The 16262-nt window shown below is 62.4% G+C and carries 18 protein-coding genes; 11 read left to right on the top strand and 7 right to left on the bottom strand.

What is annotated here, in order from left to right:
* Window positions 1-73 precede the first annotated feature (73 nt).
* On the top strand, window positions 74-346 hold the full coding sequence (locus tag OGV19_RS11815; protein WP_264313533.1) for a hypothetical protein: 273 nt from the start codon (window positions 74-76) through the stop codon (window positions 344-346).
* On the opposite strand, the gene OGV19_RS11820 is transcribed toward OGV19_RS11815, so the two are convergent.
* Together OGV19_RS11820 and OGV19_RS11825 are read right to left on the bottom strand one after the other, a co-directional pair.
* Window positions 347-1219, bottom strand: coding sequence for a DMT family transporter (locus OGV19_RS11820; protein ID WP_264313534.1), 873 nt, complete (start codon window positions 1217-1219; stop codon window positions 347-349).
* A gap of 111 nt (window positions 1220-1330) precedes the next feature.
* Window positions 1331-1741, bottom strand: coding sequence for a RidA family protein (locus tag OGV19_RS11825; protein ID WP_264313535.1), 411 nt, complete (start codon window positions 1739-1741; stop codon window positions 1331-1333).
* A gap of 191 nt (window positions 1742-1932) precedes the next feature.
* Here OGV19_RS11825 and OGV19_RS11830 point away from each other — a divergent pair, with 191 nt between their 5' ends.
* Window positions 1933-2250: a hypothetical protein gene (locus OGV19_RS11830; protein WP_264313536.1), complete on the top strand. Its 318-nt coding sequence runs from the start codon at window positions 1933-1935 to the stop codon at window positions 2248-2250.
* A gap of 49 nt (window positions 2251-2299) precedes the next feature.
* Here OGV19_RS11830 and OGV19_RS11835 read toward each other — a convergent pair whose 3' ends face one another.
* A complete protein-coding gene (locus tag OGV19_RS11835; RefSeq protein ID WP_196179610.1) occupies window positions 2300-2512 on the bottom strand; it encodes a PLDc N-terminal domain-containing protein in 213 nt (70 codons plus the stop codon).
* Window positions 2513-2710: 198 nt separating this feature from the next.
* Between OGV19_RS11835 and OGV19_RS11840 the strand changes: the two genes are divergently transcribed.
* Complete coding sequence (locus OGV19_RS11840) at window positions 2711-3718, top strand: GlxA family transcriptional regulator (RefSeq protein ID WP_264313537.1); 1008 nt, start codon at window positions 2711-2713, stop codon at window positions 3716-3718.
* 6 nt (window positions 3719-3724) lie between these two features.
* On the opposite strand, the gene OGV19_RS11845 is transcribed toward OGV19_RS11840, so the two are convergent.
* The gene (locus OGV19_RS11845) at window positions 3725-4396 is read right to left on the bottom strand and encodes a TetR/AcrR family transcriptional regulator (RefSeq protein WP_264313538.1); all 672 of its coding nucleotides are present in this window, start codon (window positions 4394-4396) and stop codon (window positions 3725-3727) included.
* Between the two features lie 180 nt (window positions 4397-4576).
* On the opposite strand from OGV19_RS11845, the gene OGV19_RS11850 reads away from it, so the two are divergent.
* Window positions 4577-5461 carry a DMT family transporter gene (locus OGV19_RS11850; RefSeq protein ID WP_264313539.1) on the top strand — a complete coding sequence of 295 codons (885 nt, stop codon included), beginning with the start codon at window positions 4577-4579 and terminating at the stop codon, window positions 5459-5461.
* A 4-nt stretch (window positions 5462-5465) separates the two neighbouring features.
* Here OGV19_RS11850 and OGV19_RS11855 read toward each other — a convergent pair whose 3' ends face one another.
* Window positions 5466-6350, bottom strand: coding sequence for an NHL repeat-containing protein (locus OGV19_RS11855; RefSeq protein ID WP_264313540.1), 885 nt, complete (start codon window positions 6348-6350; stop codon window positions 5466-5468).
* 222 nt (window positions 6351-6572) lie between these two features.
* Between OGV19_RS11855 and OGV19_RS11860 the strand changes: the two genes are divergently transcribed.
* From OGV19_RS11860 to OGV19_RS11880, 5 genes are all read left to right on the top strand, one after another.
* Complete coding sequence (locus OGV19_RS11860; protein WP_264313541.1) at window positions 6573-7553, top strand: aliphatic sulfonate ABC transporter substrate-binding protein; 981 nt, start codon at window positions 6573-6575, stop codon at window positions 7551-7553.
* Between the two features lie 16 nt (window positions 7554-7569).
* Entirely contained in the window at window positions 7570-8961 is a 1392-nt protein-coding gene (locus OGV19_RS11865; protein ID WP_264313542.1) for an LLM class flavin-dependent oxidoreductase, read from the top strand.
* A gap of 106 nt (window positions 8962-9067) precedes the next feature.
* Entirely contained in the window at window positions 9068-9904 is an 837-nt protein-coding gene (locus OGV19_RS11870) for a bifunctional allantoicase/(S)-ureidoglycine aminohydrolase (RefSeq protein ID WP_264313543.1), read from the top strand.
* Between the two features lie 101 nt (window positions 9905-10005).
* Window positions 10006-10611 carry an START domain-containing protein gene (locus OGV19_RS11875; protein WP_264313544.1) on the top strand — a complete coding sequence of 202 codons (606 nt, stop codon included), beginning with the start codon at window positions 10006-10008 and terminating at the stop codon, window positions 10609-10611.
* Between the two features lie 106 nt (window positions 10612-10717).
* Entirely contained in the window at window positions 10718-11641 is a 924-nt protein-coding gene (locus OGV19_RS11880) for a LysR substrate-binding domain-containing protein (RefSeq protein WP_264313545.1), read from the top strand.
* A 60-nt stretch (window positions 11642-11701) separates the two neighbouring features.
* On the opposite strand, the gene OGV19_RS11885 is transcribed toward OGV19_RS11880, so the two are convergent.
* Together OGV19_RS11885 and OGV19_RS11890 are read right to left on the bottom strand one after the other, a co-directional pair.
* Complete coding sequence (locus OGV19_RS11885) at window positions 11702-13120, bottom strand: amino acid permease (protein WP_264313546.1); 1419 nt, start codon at window positions 13118-13120, stop codon at window positions 11702-11704.
* 384 nt (window positions 13121-13504) lie between these two features.
* Entirely contained in the window at window positions 13505-13927 is a 423-nt protein-coding gene (locus OGV19_RS11890; RefSeq protein ID WP_264313547.1) for an Lrp/AsnC family transcriptional regulator, read from the bottom strand.
* Between the two features lie 191 nt (window positions 13928-14118).
* On the opposite strand from OGV19_RS11890, the gene OGV19_RS11895 reads away from it, so the two are divergent.
* Both OGV19_RS11895 and ctlX read left to right on the top strand, forming a co-directional pair.
* Window positions 14119-15171 (top strand): ornithine cyclodeaminase, encoded by a 1053-nt coding sequence (locus OGV19_RS11895; protein ID WP_264313548.1) that lies wholly within the window; start codon window positions 14119-14121, stop codon window positions 15169-15171.
* Between the two features lie 23 nt (window positions 15172-15194).
* Entirely contained in the window at window positions 15195-16154 is a 960-nt protein-coding gene (gene ctlX, locus OGV19_RS11900) for a citrulline utilization hydrolase CtlX (RefSeq protein ID WP_413470121.1), read from the top strand.
* Window positions 16155-16262: the final 108 nt, after the last annotated feature.

Raw genomic sequence — 16262 nt, forward strand, 5'->3', positions numbered from 1 at the left:
TAACCGGTCCGGCCCAATAACCTAGCTCCATTGATTCGAACCTGGCGAATCACTCGCATTCCGGAGCTACTCGATGAACACCCTGGCCCGCCTCTCGCTCGCTGCCTTGACCACAAGCGCCATCGCCCTGTTGACCGGCTGCGCCAGCCACCCCGAACTGCGCCCCTACACCGCAGAAGAAACCCGCCAGCTGCAACTGGAAGCGTTGCAGCGCCGTGGCCTGTCCCTGGACGACTACGAGCTGCAACGCCGGGTGATCCAGCGTGCCGACAACCTGCCTGTGGTAACCGACTTCGACTTCACGCTAGGCACCCCACGCAGCATGGCCCAGCGCAGCTTCTTTTAACTAACGCCGCGATACCAGCGCCAATGCGATGCCGCCGAGTACCACGACACACGCCACCAGCAAGCGCAACGACAGCGGCTCACCAATCAAGCAGACCCCGCCCAGTGCGGCAAGCACAGGCACGCTGAGCTGCATCGTCGCCGCCTGTTGTGCGCTGACCTGCCTGACCACGCCGTACCACACGGCATAACCCGCCCCCGAGGCCAGCACGCCAGAGCCCAGCGCATACAGCAAACCCAGCGCTGTCACATGCGCGCCACCCCCCACCCACAGTACGGGCACCAGCAGCACCAGGCACGGCAGGCTGCGGGCAAAATTGCCGGCGGTATCCGCCAGCGGCCTGGGTGAGCCTTTACCCAGCAGCGAGTACACGCCCCACGCCACGCCCGAGGCGGCCATCAACAAGGCGCTGGTCAAGGGTGGCGCCTCGGCACCGGGCAACAACAGCACCAACAGGCCGGCGAAGGCGATCAGCATGCCCAGCAACATCCGTGTGGTGATGCGCTCACCTTTGTACCCGGCAAAACCGAACATGGTGATCTGCACGGCGCCAAACAACAGCAACGCACCCGCGCCAGCCCCCAACTGCAGGTACGCCGCAGAAAACAGGAACGCGTACAGGAACAGCGCCAAGCCGCCTCTCCAGCTGCCCCCCATGGCAAGCGCAGGCTTGCGCAGATGTAACAGCAGCAACAGGAAGACGGCGCCACTGGCCAGGCGCACCACCGTGAACGATGCCGGGTCGATGGCCCCGTCCATCAGTGCCAGCCGGCAGAACACCGAATTGGCAGCAAAGGCCACCAAGCTGAAAAGAGCGGGCCAGCGCCAAGCGCTGGCCTTGCGGTCGGAAAGCGTGGTGGTACCGGTGCTCATGGTGTGGTCACCTCTGAGAAGGTCATTGTTGTTATAGCGGCCATGCGGATACCGATATACAACAGAGTGTTTCGTCGGCGCCACCACCGAGTCACCACCGAGTCACCGCCGCTACAGCGCGGCCACTGCCTCAACCTCCACCAGCATGCCGTCCAGTGCCAGCCGGGGTACCGGTATCAGTGTGCAGGTCGGTTTCATGTGTGGGCCCCAAGCCCTGTCGGCCTCGGCCACCCATTGCTGCAGGCGCGTTTCGCAGTGATCGACGATCAGCAAGGTCAGCTTGAACACCTGGCCCAGGTGTGCGCCTTTGGACGCCAGGGCCGTATCAAGATTGGCCAGGGCCTGACGGGCCTGCTCGGCGAATACGGGTGACAACTGCCCGCTGGCGTCCTCACCGCCTTGGCCGGCGATGTACAGTAGCCGGCTGCCGGCGTGCACTTCGGCGACGTGGGAATAGGCATTGCCACTGGGGTCATACAAGCCCGCAGGGTTGGACAACTGAAAGGGTGCTGGACGGGTCACGGTGAATGCTCGCGCAGAGAATAGAGCGGCCGAGTATCAGACCTTTAGTTAACCTGAGGTCAAGCATGCCGTAGGACTTTTCACATGATGCTGTCGGCGTGTTGAACCACGCGTATGTGTTCAGCGGCGTGTGCCTGCCGCTAGAGTGCAAAACCCGGCACGGAGGCCTGCCCGCAACAAGGAAAGCAACAATGACCAAGCATCATTTTCAACTTGCCTACACCATCAACCCTCGGCATGACGACGATGAGGACGAGGCCGCTCGCGCTCGGCTGCACCTGCGCAAAATCGGCTGGGACACCGTGGACCATATCGAAACCACCCTGCTAGGCGTGCTCCACCTGTATCACGGCACCACGGCAGCCCGTGTCGATGAAGCCGAAAAGCAGATTCGCGACCGCATACACGAAGAGCTCAAGAGCCTGCGTGTGGTGTCGAGGGTGAAGTTTCACGGTAGCCTGATGGTCGATGGCCTGGGCCAGGCCATCCACTTCAGCATTGTGCCTTAAGCGTTGACGGTGACCGCATCAGGCGCCCCCGCGCCTGATGCGCTGGCCATCACTTTTCTTGCAATACCGCCCTGCCTTTCACTGCTCGCGGCCCGCGCCAGGCCCAGAACAGCAAGCCCGGAAACGGCGCGTAGACCACGAATACGATCCACAGCATCTTGCGCTCGGCGCGCCGGTCACTGCCGATGATGTGCCAGATGGCCCAGATTTCCAGCAGGATCACAAAGGCCGCGATGATGATCCAGATCGTTCCGATTTCCATGAGCGCTCTCCCATTTGGCATGTAATGGGTTTGGTCATGCCTGGTGGCGAGGGTTCACATTGATTTGGCAAGAAGGCATGCCACCCCTTGGGCCAATTGCCTGAACACGACCTGCAATACGACACAGCCACCCCGGAGATTGTCTTTCCCCCTGCCACCCGCCACACTCCCCTGGCCAGCCAGGAAGCGGAGTCCAGAGTGCCCACCCCACGTCAGTTCAGCAAGAAGACCAGCACCAGCAACATGCTGCGGCTCAAGTCCACCACCGGAAATGCCCAGGCGCCCTATCGGGTCGACTTCGTTTTGCTCGAACACTTCTCCATGGCCAGCTTCACCGTGGCCATGGATGTGTTGGTCACGGCCAACCTGCTGCGCGCCGACAGCTTCCAGTTCACCCCACTGTCGCTGGACGGTGACCGGGTGCTGAGCGACCTGGGCCTGGAGTTGGTGGCCACCGAACTTGCCGCCAGCGAACTGAAGGACCTTGACCTGCTGATTGTCTGTGGCGGCCTGCGCACCCCGCTCAAATATCCTGAGCTCGACCGGTTGCTGGGCGACTGCGCCGCCCACGGCATGGCCCTGGGCGGGTTGTGGAACGGCGCCTGGTTCTTAGGCCGCGCCGGGGTGCTCGATGACTACGGCTGCAGCATCCACCCTGAGCAACGCGCCAGCCTGTCAGAGCGCAGCCCGCAAACGCGCATCACCCCCGCCAGCTTCACCCTCGACCGCGACCGCCTCAGCGCCGCCAGCCCCAATGGCGCCATGGAGCTGATGCTCGGCCTGGTTCGCAGGCTCTACGGTGATGGCCTGGCCGAAGGCGTCGAAGAAATCCTGTCGTTCTCGGGTGCGCGATATCGCCAGGTCGGGCCGGGGGCGAAAAAGTCCATGAGCCTGCATATGCGCACCATCGTCGAGCTGATGGAGAACAACCTTGAGGAAACCCTCAGCCTCGACCAACTGGCCGCCTACAGCGGGCGCTCGCGCCGGCAGATCGACCGCCTGTTCCAGGCCCAGCTGGGCACCTCGCCACGGCGCTACTACATGGAGTTGCGCATCACCAAAAGCCGCCGGCTGCTGCAGTACTCCGACCTGTCGGTGATGGAAGTGGCAGTGGCCTGCGGATTCGTTTCGGTGTCGCACTTCAGCAAATGCTATGCGGCGTACTTCGGCTACCCGCCGTCGCGCGAACAACGGCTGGGCGAATAACGCCGATCAGGCGCGGATGTAGCGGATGACAGCGTCACAGATCATGCTCTTGTGGCGCTGCTTGATCGCCTCGTCGGCAAGGTCGATCTGGAAGATCTCGCCGAAGGTGTGCCGGTTCGAAACCCGGTAGAAGCAGAACGAGCTCATCAGCATGTGCAGGTCGATAACCTCGATACCCGAACGGAACACGCCTTCCTGCTCGCCCCGACGCAGGGTGCTGCCAAGGGCTTCGAGCACCAGGCTGCTCATCTCGCGAATCACCGGCGACTGCTTGACGTACTCGCCATAGTGGATGTTCTCGGTGCAAATGATGCGCACGAAATCGACATTGCAGTCGTGGTGATCGAAGGTGAACTCCACCAGGCGGCGGATCGCCTGCTCAGCCGGCAGCGACTCCAGGTCCAGGCTCTGCTCGGTCTTGCGGATATCACCGTAGAGCTTGACCAGGCACTCGACGTACAGCTGCTCCTTGCTGCCGAAGTAGTAGTAGATCATGCGCTTGGAGGTGGCGGTGCGCTCGGCGATGGCATCGACGCGCGCGCCGGCCAGGCCTTGCTGGACGAACTCGTTGATGGCGGCCTGAAGGATGTCCTCGCGCGTTTTCTCGGGGTTGTTCTTGCGCGACTTGCGCACCCCTTCGATCTCAGGCTGACCGAGGCTGACTACGGAATCACTCATACCCACTCACAGGCTGTTTATTGGAATAAGGGGATTATCCGTGAGCGCGGCCATGCAGGGAAGCGCGCTGTTGGTCGGGTAGCCTCCAAGGGCTATTACAGGCAAACGGCAGACTGCACTTGAAGCCACGCCCCTCAACCCGCTAGCCTGCGTCCCTCTGCCTTGGACGGACCCTGCCCCATGCAACCGCGTGACCTTGCCGCCTATATGTTTCTGGCCATTGCCTGGGGGTTTTCCTTTCTGGTCCTGCTCAAGGTGGTGCACGCCTTCGGCTGGGTCGGTGCGGTCAGCCTGCGGTCGCTGATTGCCGGCGGTACCCTGGCGATTCTGGCGGCCTTGTGCGGCCGCACCCTGCGCCTGCGCCCGCTGTTGAAACCGCTGCTGGTGATCGGCGCTACCACCGTGGCCGGGCAGTTGATCGGCATGACCTACGCCACCCCACGGATCGGTACGGCGATGGCGGCGATCTTCGTGGCCACCATCCCGCTGTTCTCGATGATCATCGGCCGTCTCTGGGGGCTTGAGAAGATCACCCTGCAAGGCCTCATCGGCCTGCTCCTGGGCTTCGTCGGCATCGCCATGCTGGTGGGGTTTCCGGCCCAACCGGTCAACGACGTCTTCATCCACGGCTGTATCGCGTCGCTGTTCGGTGCCTTGAGCGCCGCGTTCGGCAGCAACTACGCCAGCCTGCACCTGCGTGGCCAGGACCCGTGGACGGTGACCGGGGGCGCGTTCCTGGCCGGGGGCCTGATGACCCTGCCACTGTTGCTAGTAGTACCCGTGCCCAGTGTGCCCCAGGCCAGCGACTGGCTTTATCTGCTGATCAGCGGCGCGGTCATGAGCGCCACCACGTACGTGCTGTACTTCGGCCTGGTGGCACGCATCGGCGCGACCCGCGCGATCAGTGTGGAGTTCGTCGTGACGCTGGTCGCGGTGCTGGTCGGCGCGCTGTTCCTCGGCGAAGCCCTGAGCTTGCTACAGCTTGCCGGTGGCGTGGTGGTGCTGGTCGGCTGCCTGCTGGTACTGGGCCTGCTGCCTGGCCGCAAAGCGCGCCTGCCGAGCTGAGCCCTCAGTCGCGCTGAGCCGTGCTGCGTTCGACCGGTGGCGTCAGGTGCAGCACGCGGTTACGCCCGCCTTCGGCCAGCAAGTAACCGCCTTTGCCATCCGCGACGATTGCCTGGGGCGCCTTGAGAAACGACAGCACGGTGTGGCGCGAGCCGTCGGCGTCAATGCGCAGCAGGCGGGCGCGGTGCGTGTTGTCTTCGCTGATCCACAAGCCGCGCTGGTCACAGAACAGGAAGGTTGGGTTGCGCAGGCCATCGACCACCACCGGGTCCTGGCCGTCTTCGGACAACGCGCGGACCTTGCCGTTGGCTTTCTCGGTATACAGCAGGCGCCCATCGGTGCAGCGGGTCAGGCCCTCGGTTTCGGTGAGCCCAGAGCGCAGCACGTCGAGCTGGCCGCTGTGCCAGTCATAGCGCATCAAACGGCCATTGCCCTTGCGGTCTTCGATGGCATAGAGGTAATCGTCATCGTTCCACAGCCCTTGCACGCTCTCGCCGTCGAACAGCCGGGTCACCTGCCCATTGCGAGACAGGCTGACCGGCGCAAGGCCACCTTCCTGGCTGAATACCCAGCCGCCTTGGGCTGCGACCATGCCGTCTGGCTTGGACAGGTTGTCGATCACGACGACCCGGTCGCCCTGGGCGGTAATCTTGAGGATGCTGCCCTTGCCGTCGTCCAGTTCGCGGCTGACCAGCAGGCTGCCGTCGGCTTGCGGCAACAACGAGGCAGCCTTGGTCACGTCGCGGTGCAACACCTTGACGTCCCAGCCGCTGGCAGCCTGGACAGGGTAAAAACTCTGCCAGGCGAAGAAACCAAGCGTGGCAGCCAGCAGGCTGGCAGTGGCGGTCAGGGCGATGCGGGTGCTGCGCTTGCGCAGGATGTGCGGCATGAAAAAGGGCTCCTCGAGAATGCCAGCGATCCTAACAAAGAGATGTGAAAAAAAGGTCATGGCAAAGTGCCTTGTTGTACAGCGGCAGGCTCACGCAAAATTACAAAAAGGATATAAAAATAACTAAACATTCTAACTAAATGGAATTAAAAAATTGAAAGCCAAACGCCACCTCCTTAGTCTGGGCGCACTGATTGTCAGCCCATTCAAGGAGCACTCCCCATGCCCGCCCGTGCCTTCTCTCCCCTGCGTCGCCTGCTGATCGGCGGCCTGTTGGCCAGTGTCGCCAGCGCCCTGTTGCCGTGGTCCAATGCCCTGGCCGAAGACGCCAAGACCTTGCGTATCGGCTACCAGAAGTTCAACAGCATCAATATCCTCAAAGGCAGCGGTGCCCTGGAAAAGGCCCTTGCCTCACAAGGGGTGACCGTCAGCTGGCACGAGTTCGCCGCAGGCCCGCAATTGCTCGAAGCGCTGAGCACCGGCGCCATCGACCTTGGCCACGCCGCCGACGCCCCCTCGGTATTTGCCCAGGCCGCCGGCAAACCGGTGGTCTATCTGGCCGCCGAGCAGCCCTACCCCCGTGGTATCGGCCTCGTGGTACGTGAGCAGGACCACCTCACAGGCGTGCAAGACCTCAAAGGCAAGCGGGTAGCGACAGGCCGTGGCTGGAACGCCCAGTACCTGTTGGCCGTCGCGCTGGAACAAGCCGGCCTGAGCTACCAGGACATCACCCCGGCCTACGTCAATAACGCCGCCGACGCCGTCGCAGCCCTGCAATCGGGCAGCGTCCAAGCCTCGACCCTGTGGGACCCCTTCCTCGCCGCGGCAGAAAGCCAGCCAGGGCTGAAGAACCTGCGCGACGGCAGCGGCCTGTCCAACAACCGCACGTTCTACCTGTCCACCGCGCCCTTTGCCGACCAGCACCGCGCGCTGCTCAAGACCTTCTTCGCCGAATTGGGCAAGGTCAGCCAATGGGCCAACGCCAAGCCTGCCGAAGTCGCCGCGCTGCTGGCGCCACAGCTGGGGATCAAAGCCGACGTGCTGGAAGTGGCCAGCGAGCGACGCAACTACAACGCCGTGGCCATCACCCCGCAGATCGTCGCCGAACAGCAGAAGCTGGCCGACACCTTCCAGGGCCTGGGCCTGATTCCGCACAAGTTGCAGGTAGCCGATGCGGTCTACCCGGCTTCCGTGCTGCCGTGACCGGAGACTGACCGCCATGCCCCGCCCCATCCGCTTCAACGCCTTCAGCATGAACGCTGCCAGCCACCAGTCCCCCGGGCTGTGGCGCCACCCGCGTAACACCAGCGTGGCCTTCAACCGCCTGGACTACTGGACCGACCTGGCCCGCCTGCTTGAGCGCGGCCTGTTCGACGCACTGTTCATCGCCGATGTGCTGGGCATCTATGACGTCTATCAAGGCGGCCCCGAAGCGGCGCTGCGCGGGGGCGTGCAAGTGCCAGTCAACGACCCTCTGCTGCTGGTCCCGGCCATGGCCGGGGTCACCGAGCACCTGGGCTTTGGCGTGACCTTCTCACTGACCTACGAGCACCCCTACCCCTTTGCCCGGCGCATGTCCACGCTCGACCACCTGAGCAATGGCCGGGTGGGCTGGAACATCGTCACCGGTTACCTGGACAGCGCCGCACGCAACCTGGGCCTGGCTCGCCAATTGGGCCACGACCAGCGCTACGACCTGGCCGAGGAATACCTCGAAGTGCTGTACAAGCTGTGGGAAAAAAGCTGGGACGATGACGCAGTGGTGCTGGAGCGTGACAGCGGCCGTTACATCGAACCGTCCCGGGTCCACCCGATCGGCCACGTCGGCGAGCACTTCCAGGTGCCCGGCACGCACCTGTGCCAGCCCTCGCCACAACGCACACCGGTGCTGTTCCAGGCGGGTGCTTCGGCACGCGGCCAACAGTTTGCCGCGCGGCATGCCGAGTGCGTGTTCATCAGCGGGCCGACGACCACGGTGCTGCGCCGTTATGCCGACGGCATTCGCCAGGCCAGCGAGGTTGCCGGGCGTGGCCGCGACGACGTGCTGATCTACGCCCAGGCACTGTTGATCGTCGCCCCCACGCGTGAAGAGGCCGAAGCCCGCTTCGCCGAGTACCGTGGCTATGTTGACCTGGACGCTGCCCTGGCCCTGCTGTCGGGCTGGACCGGCATCGACTTCGCTGGCCTCGACCCCGATGCACTGATCGAGTATGTCGAAAACGATGCCGGCCGCACGGCCCTCGCCGCCTTCACCGCCGCCGACCCCAACCGCCGCTGGACGGTGCGCGAAGCGGCTGAATTCGTCGGCCTGGGCGGGCGCGGCCCGGTCCTGGTGGGCGCTGCCAGTGACATCGCCGATCAGTTGGAAGCGTGGCTGGATGAGACCGGCATCGACGGTTTCAACCTCACCTACGCGGTACAACCCGATGACCTGGCCAATGTGGTCGAGCTGCTGGTGCCTGAGCTGCAACGGCGCGGCCGCTACCCCCTGCACTACCAGGACGGCACCCTGCGCCACAAGCTGTTCGGCCAGGGCGACCGCCTGCCCGAGCAGCATGCAGGGCGCCAGGTTCGCATTCAGCAAGCAAATACCGGGTATTCCAACATTTAATTTGTAGATGCCACGCGCTCGACCCTATTCTGTCGGCACATCCCCTGCGCCGCACCGGCCGGTGCGGTTCACGGCACGGGGAGAGAACAACAAGTCGAGATCGTCCATGTCGAATCATTCCTACTTCGCCCCCCACGGTGGGCACCCGGCTCAAACCGAGCTGCTGACTGACCGTGCCATGTTCACCGAAGCCTATGCCGTCATCCCCAAGGGCGTGATGCGTGACATCGTCACCAGCCACCTGCCGTTCTGGGACAAGATGCGCATGTGGGTCATCGCCCGCCCACTGACCGGCTTTGCCGAGACCTTCTCGCAATACATCGTCGAAGTGGCTCCGGAAGGCGGCAGCGAGCGCCCAGAACTGGACGTCAACGCCGAAGCCGTGGTGTTCGTGGTCGAGGGTGAGCTCGACATCACCTTGGAAGGCAAGCAGCACACCCTGGCCCAGGGCGGCTACGCCTTCATTGCCCCGGGCGCCGAGTGGAGCCTGCGCAACCGCAGCCAGTCGAATGTCACCTTCCACTGGCTGCGCAAGCACTACCAGAAGGTTGAAGGCCTGGACCTGCCAGAGTCCTTCGTCACCCACCGTGACAACGCCACGGTCATCGAAATGCCCGGCACCGAAGGCCGCTGGAAAACCACCCGCTTCGTCGACATGGCCGACATGCGCCACGACATGCACGTCAACATCGTGACCTTCCAGCCGGGCGGCGTGATTCCGTTCGCTGAAACCCACGTCATGGAACACGGCCTGTATGTGCTGGAAGGCAAGGCGGTGTACCGCCTGAACCAGGACTGGGTCGAGGTCGAAGCCGGTGACTTCATGTGGCTGCGCGCCTTCTGCCCGCAAGCCTGCTACGCCGGTGGCCCAGGCAACTTCAGCTACCTGCTGTACAAAGACGTCAACCGCCACGTGCACCTGACGCTCAACCCACAGCGCTAAGCGTTCACCCAAGCTCAGGCTGTTGGACCGAAGCCCGCCACCCTGGCGGGCTTTCTATTTGCCGCTCATACTGAACACCCCTGCCCTGTGCGGTATTCATCATGAACCGCTACCGCCTGCTTGCCGCTTTGTTGCTGGCGTTGTCCGGCGCCGTTCAGGCTGCCGACGACTGGAGCCTGGCCTACGACAGGGAAGGCATCCGTGTCTACCTGAGCGGCGCTGGCGATTCGCCCTACCAGCAGTTTCGCGGTGTCAGCACCATCAAGGCCAGCGTACGCACGCTGACAGACCTGCAGGAAAACCTGCGGGTGGCCTGCAAATGGCTGTATGCCTGCGCTGAGATGCGCCTGCTGGAGGTCGACGGCGACAGCACCTGGGTCTACCTGACCACCAACCTGCCGTGGCCGACAATGCCGCGCGATATCGTGGTCAAGGTCACCACGGAGTTGCGCGACGATGGCACCCTGTTGCGCCACCTGAGCGCCGACCCCGGCAAAATCCCTGAGGTGGCTGGGCTGATCCGCGTGCGGCACCTCACCGGCGAGTGGGCGATGAAACCGCTGGGTGAGCGCAAGACCGAGGTCACTTACCAACTCAAGGCAGACCCTGCCGGGGATGTACCGGGGTGGCTGGCCAACCGGTTCGTGGTCGATGCCCCGGTGGTGACGTTACGCACGCTGCGGGCAGTGGCCGAGCGTCAGCGCTGAGGCCAGCCTCGCCGATGGGAGCACAGGCGACTACCGCCTTGGCGGTTTTTCTGCCACTGTCTGCGCGCGGTGCGGACCAGCGCGTCGCGCCTTGCCAGGACGTCGCATGAAAACACAAGAAAACGGCAACACGCACAAAGGCTACCGGCGCATCATCCCGTCGATGACGGCATTGCTCGAATTCGAGGCAGTCGCCCGGCATAACAGCTTCACCCAGGCCGCCCAGGAACTGGGCGTGACCCAGGCGGCGGTGAGCAAGCAGGTCAAACAGCTTGAAGAAACCCTCGGCAGCCAGCTGTTTCAGCGCCTGCACCGGGGCGTGCGCCTGACCAGCGAGGGTCAGGCACTGTACGCGGTGATTTCCGACTCGCTGCAAAAGATCGCCTCGGTCTTTGACCGCCTCAGCGAGGGTGGCAACGAACAGGAGTTGGTGCTGAGCACCACTGCGACTTTTTCCCAGCTGCGGGTCATGCCCCGCTTGAGCACCTTGCGCACCGCCCTGCCCCAGGTGCGCCTGCGTCTGGCCACGCAGATGTTCATGGGCGACCTGCGCAATCACGATGTCGATCTGCTGGTGCGCTATGGCAATGGCCGCTGGGAAGACGGCAGTGCCGTGCAACTGTTCGAAGAAGAGATATTCCCAGTGTGTTCACCGGACTGGCTTACCCGCAACAGCCCGCCAGAATCGCTGGAAGCGTTGTATGGCGCCGAGCTGCTTGACGCCGATGCCACTACCGAAGGCTGGATGACCTGGCCTACCTGGTTCCGCGAGGTCGGCGGGCACCCGCCCAAGCTTCGCTACAGCCTGCGCTGCCACCTGTACACCGACACCGTGCAGGCAGCACTGCATGGGCACGGCATTGCACTGGGGTGGGGGCGGATGATCGACCACCTGCTGGCGTCCGGCGAGCTGGTGCGCCTGACCGATCTGGTGGTCAGGCCACGGGAGGCCTACTACCTGGTCGTGCCCCATGGCCGCAGTACTACCCCGACAATACTGGGCTTGGTGGACTGGTTGCGAGCCAGCTGAAAACAGCAAAGGCCGTGGCGTACTCCCCCACGGCCAGGCTGCGTCGAGGGCTCAACGTATTCAGGAAACCGTGGCTGTCAGCGGCCGTGCGCGCACCTTCACCCGGCGCCGGTAGGCAAGCAACAAGCCGATGTACCACAGCGGCATCACATACAGCGCGGTCCGTGTGTCAGGCTCCAAGGTCAACAGGCACAGCACGAAAATCAGGAACAACTGCGCCAGCGCCGCCGTCACCCTGCCCCCCGGGAGCTTGAACCTGGATTGCTCATGCGCCTTGGGGTTCTGGCGACGGTAGGCGAAGTAGGACATCAGGATCAGCGACCAGGTGACAATGATCATCACCGCAGAAATGGTCGACACCAGCGTAAAGACCGTCATGACCTCCGGGATCACGAACAGCAGCGTCAACGCAATTGCCATGCACACCCCCGAAAACATCAGCGCCCTGACCGGCGTACCCGACCCGGACAGGCGCCCGAACGCTGTCGGTGCCTGCTGCTGGTGAGACAGGCCATAGAGCATCCGCGACCCGGAGTACACGCCGCTATTCGCGGACGAGGCTGCAGAAGTGAGCACGACAAAATTGATGATACCGGCAGCAGCCGGCAGGCCGCCCAGCAAGAACAGCTCGACGAACGGGCTGCGATTGGCAGGCACGTTAGCCCACGAGACCACGCTGATGATGCACACCAGCGAACAGATGTAGAACAGCAGGATGCGTACCGGGATGGTGTTGATCGCCTTGGGCAGGGTCTTTTCAGGGTCCTTTGCCTCGGCTGCCGCAGTACCAATCAGTTCGGTGCCCACGAACGAGAAAATCGCGATCTGGAACCCGGCCAGGAAGCCGAGAATGCCGTGGGGCATGACCACTCCGGGGGCCACCAGGTGACTGAAGGACGCCGTGACACCGGCTGGCGACGTGTAGGACGTGGCAACCATCACCAGCCCCGTCACCACCAGCAACACGATCGCAACGATCTTGATCAGCCCGAACCAGAACTCGACTTCACCGAACGCCTTCACGGCCAGCATGTTCAGCCCCAGCAGCAGGAACATCGTTGCGAATGCCGGTAGCCAGGTGGGCACATCGGGGTACCAGTACTGGAAGAAGCCTGCCACCACCACCACATCGCCCACCGCCGCCACCACCCAACTGAGCCAGTATGACCAGCTGAGGATGAAACCGGCACGCGGCCCCAGGTAGTTGTGCACCAGGTCGGCGAACGATTCCATGTTCAGGTTGGCGAGCAGCATCTCACCCATTGCACGCATGATGCAGAACACGAAAAAGCCGATGATGGCGTACACCAGGATGATCGAGGTGCCGGAAAGCGCAATGATCTTGCCCGACCCCATGAACAGCCCTGTGCCGATCGCGCCACTGATCGAGATGAGCTGAATGTGCCTGTTCTCTAGCCGTCGCTTCAGGGTACGGCTAGCCTCTGGAGCCGCGTCTTGCGAGTTGCACGTTTGATGCATAGTTGACCTCTTATTCTTTTTCTGTGAAACCACAGCCCCTTCACTTCGCCCTTTAATTGGCACGTAAGTGCACACTTTATGTAATGACAAGTGCGGGAGGCATGGGTATTAACGCAGACGGGAAAGCACGCCCCGATGAAACTTCTCATCAGGCTTAATTAATCATTGAAAGCCACTACACGCGCACGCCGACTGAACGGGGCATGCCCGGCAAAACAGTGTTTAAACGTGATAAAACCGGGCGCTAACGCTGTTTCATTTTGCCAGTCGGTGTGGTCAATCGGAACGCTACAGAGTGCGCACACGCATTGGGATTTGTTGCACACTGGAAGACCCCGGTGACAGTTTGCGCTACGGCCATGAGCAATTGGCCTATCGCGGCGATCACATCTTGTAGGTGGAGAGCAAAATGCTGGTCTCGGTGTTTTCGATGTGCGGTATCGAGCGAATGGTGTTCAACGCCCGGTCGAAAGCCTCGAGGGTGTCGGCACGCAGCTCGGCCATCAAGTCCCAGCGGCCATTGGTGGTGTGGATGGCCACTACGTTGGGATGCCCGCGCAGCGCGTGCTTGACCTCCGCAGCATGATGGCCGCTGATGCCGATGCTGGTGATCGCCCGTACGCCCTGCTCCAGGGCATCTGACCTGAGGCGAATCGTGTAGCCGATGATCACCCCTTGTTCTTCAAGCTTGGTGATGCGGTTCTGCACCGTTGCCCTGGCGACCTTCAGCTTCTTCGCGAGGGTAAGGATGGGGGTGCGCGCATTGTCACGCAGCAGCGCGATCAGTTCCCGATCTACAGTGTCCATGGTGCCTGCCAAATTATCAGATTGTTATTCTGGGGTGGCAGATTGTCTAGAAAGTTGACGAAACTGGCAACCTGCTCTCTTCAATTTGACTCAACCTTTCATCACACTCTTCGTGCTGGCAACCCCTCAACAATCTTAAGCGTTCACCCTGCACGGACTGAGGTGAGAACGCACACATAAGGTGCAAGAGCATGACGTATTTCATTGATGTTCCAACGATGTCCGATTTGGTGCAGGACATTGGCGTAGCCCCCTTCATTGGCGAACTGGCCGCGGCCCTACGTGAAGACTTTAAACGCTGGCAGGACTTTGATAAGTCGGCACGTGTTGCCAGCCATTCGGAAGTGGGTGTCATCGAATTGATGCCCGTCGCGGACACGCATCGCTATGCGTTCAAATACGTCAACGGGCACCCGGCCAATACCGCGAAAGACCTGCATACGGTCATGGCCTTTGGCGTGTTGGCCGATGTGGCAACGGGCTACCCGGTGCTGTTGTCGGAACTGACCATCGCCACCGCCCTGCGCACTGCCGCAACGTCATTGATGGCTGCGCAGGCACTGGCTCGGCCGAACGCGAAAAAAATGGCGCTGATCGGCAATGGCGCGCAAAGCGAATTCCAGGCGCTGGCCTTCCACAAGCACCTGGGCATCGAAGAAATCGTCGCCTTCGACACCGACCCGCTGGCCACCGCCAAACTGATCGCCAACCTCAAGGAATACAGCGGCCTTACCATTCGCAAAGCCAACTCCGTGGCAGAGGCAGTCAAAGGTGTCGACATCATCACCACCGTGACCGCTGACAAAGCCTACGCAACCATCATCACCCCCGACATGCTCGAACCTGGTATGCACTTGAACGCCGTGGGTGGCGACTGCCCAGGCAAGACCGAACTGCATGCCGACGTACTGCGCAAAGCGCGCGTGTTTGTCGAGTACGAACCGCAAACCCGTATCGAAGGTGACATCCAGCAGTTGCCCGCCGACTTCCCGGTCGTGGACCTCTGGCGTGTACTGCGTGGCGAAATCGAAGGCCGTCAAAGCGACAGCCAGGTAACGGTGTTCGACTCGGTGGGCTTCGCGCTCGAAGACTATACCGTACTACGGTACGTACTACAGGAAGCCGAAAAGCGCGGCATGGGTTCGAAGATCGACCTGGTGCCTTGGGTTGACGAAGACCCGAAGGACCTGTTCAGCCATACCCGCGGCCGCGCTGCAAAAAGCCGTATCCGACGCGTTGCATAACCTTCTCACTCTCGGTATTTCAGATGGCATTTCCAACGCGTTCGATTCAGGCACCTGCGGCAGTGGTAATGGTCAGGCCGCATGCCTTCACCCCCAACCCGGAAACAGCGGCAGATAACTCGTTCCAGAGCACCCACCCCGACATCGGCGCACAGCACCTGGCCGAGGTCGCCCGCGACGAGGTCACGCAGGCGGCAGGAAGGCTCGAAGCGGAAGGTGTACGGGTTCACCTGTTCGATGACTTCGGCGAGCAGAACACACCGGATTCGGTGTTCCCGAACAACTGGTTCTCCACTCACCCCGGAGGCCACATCGCGATCTACTCGATGTACTCGCGCAATCGCCGGCGCGAGCGGCGTGCGGATGTCATCGAGATGCTCAAACACGAGTACCGCGTGCAGGATGTGATCGACTATTCCGGCCTGGAACAGGACGAGCTGTTTCTTGAGGGTACTGGCGCGATGGTATTCGACCACCTGTCCAGGGTCGCCTATACCGCGCGTTCCAACCGCGCCGACCCAATCGCCCTCGAGCGTTTCAGCACGCACTTCAATTTCGAGCCCATGGTGTTCGACACGGCAGACGAGCAAGGCACGCCGATCTATCACACCAACGTGCTGATGTGCGTGGCAACCGAGTTTGCGCTGGTGGGGTTCGACACGTTCACCAACCCCGCCCGCGCGCAGGAGGTGCGTATGCGGCTGATCGAATCGGGCCGTGACGTCATCGACCTGAGCAACCAGCAGATCAGCCAGTTTGCCGGCAACGCCATCGAGCTTTCTGGCCTGGACGGCCGAATCCTCGCGCTCTCGCGAAAAGCGTTCGACAGCCTTACAGGTGAACAGCGTCAACGCATCGAGCGTTCGGCGCGGCTGGTACCGCTGGATGTGCCGACCATTGAAATGGCAGGTGGCTCGGTGCGCTGCATGATCGCGGGGATTCACCTGTCACCACGAAGCCCGAGGGCGCTTTCGGTCAATTGATTCAACGTAACTTGCAGAAGATCAACCGAACCTGTGGGAGCTTGCCCCGCGAACACCGGCGAAGCCGGTGCCATGCTCCGCGTGGCCTCATTCGCGGGGCAAGCCCGC

It is taken from the genome of Pseudomonas putida, from assembly GCF_025905425.1.
Classification (GTDB): Bacteria; Pseudomonadota; Gammaproteobacteria; order Pseudomonadales; family Pseudomonadaceae; genus Aquipseudomonas; species Aquipseudomonas putida_AF.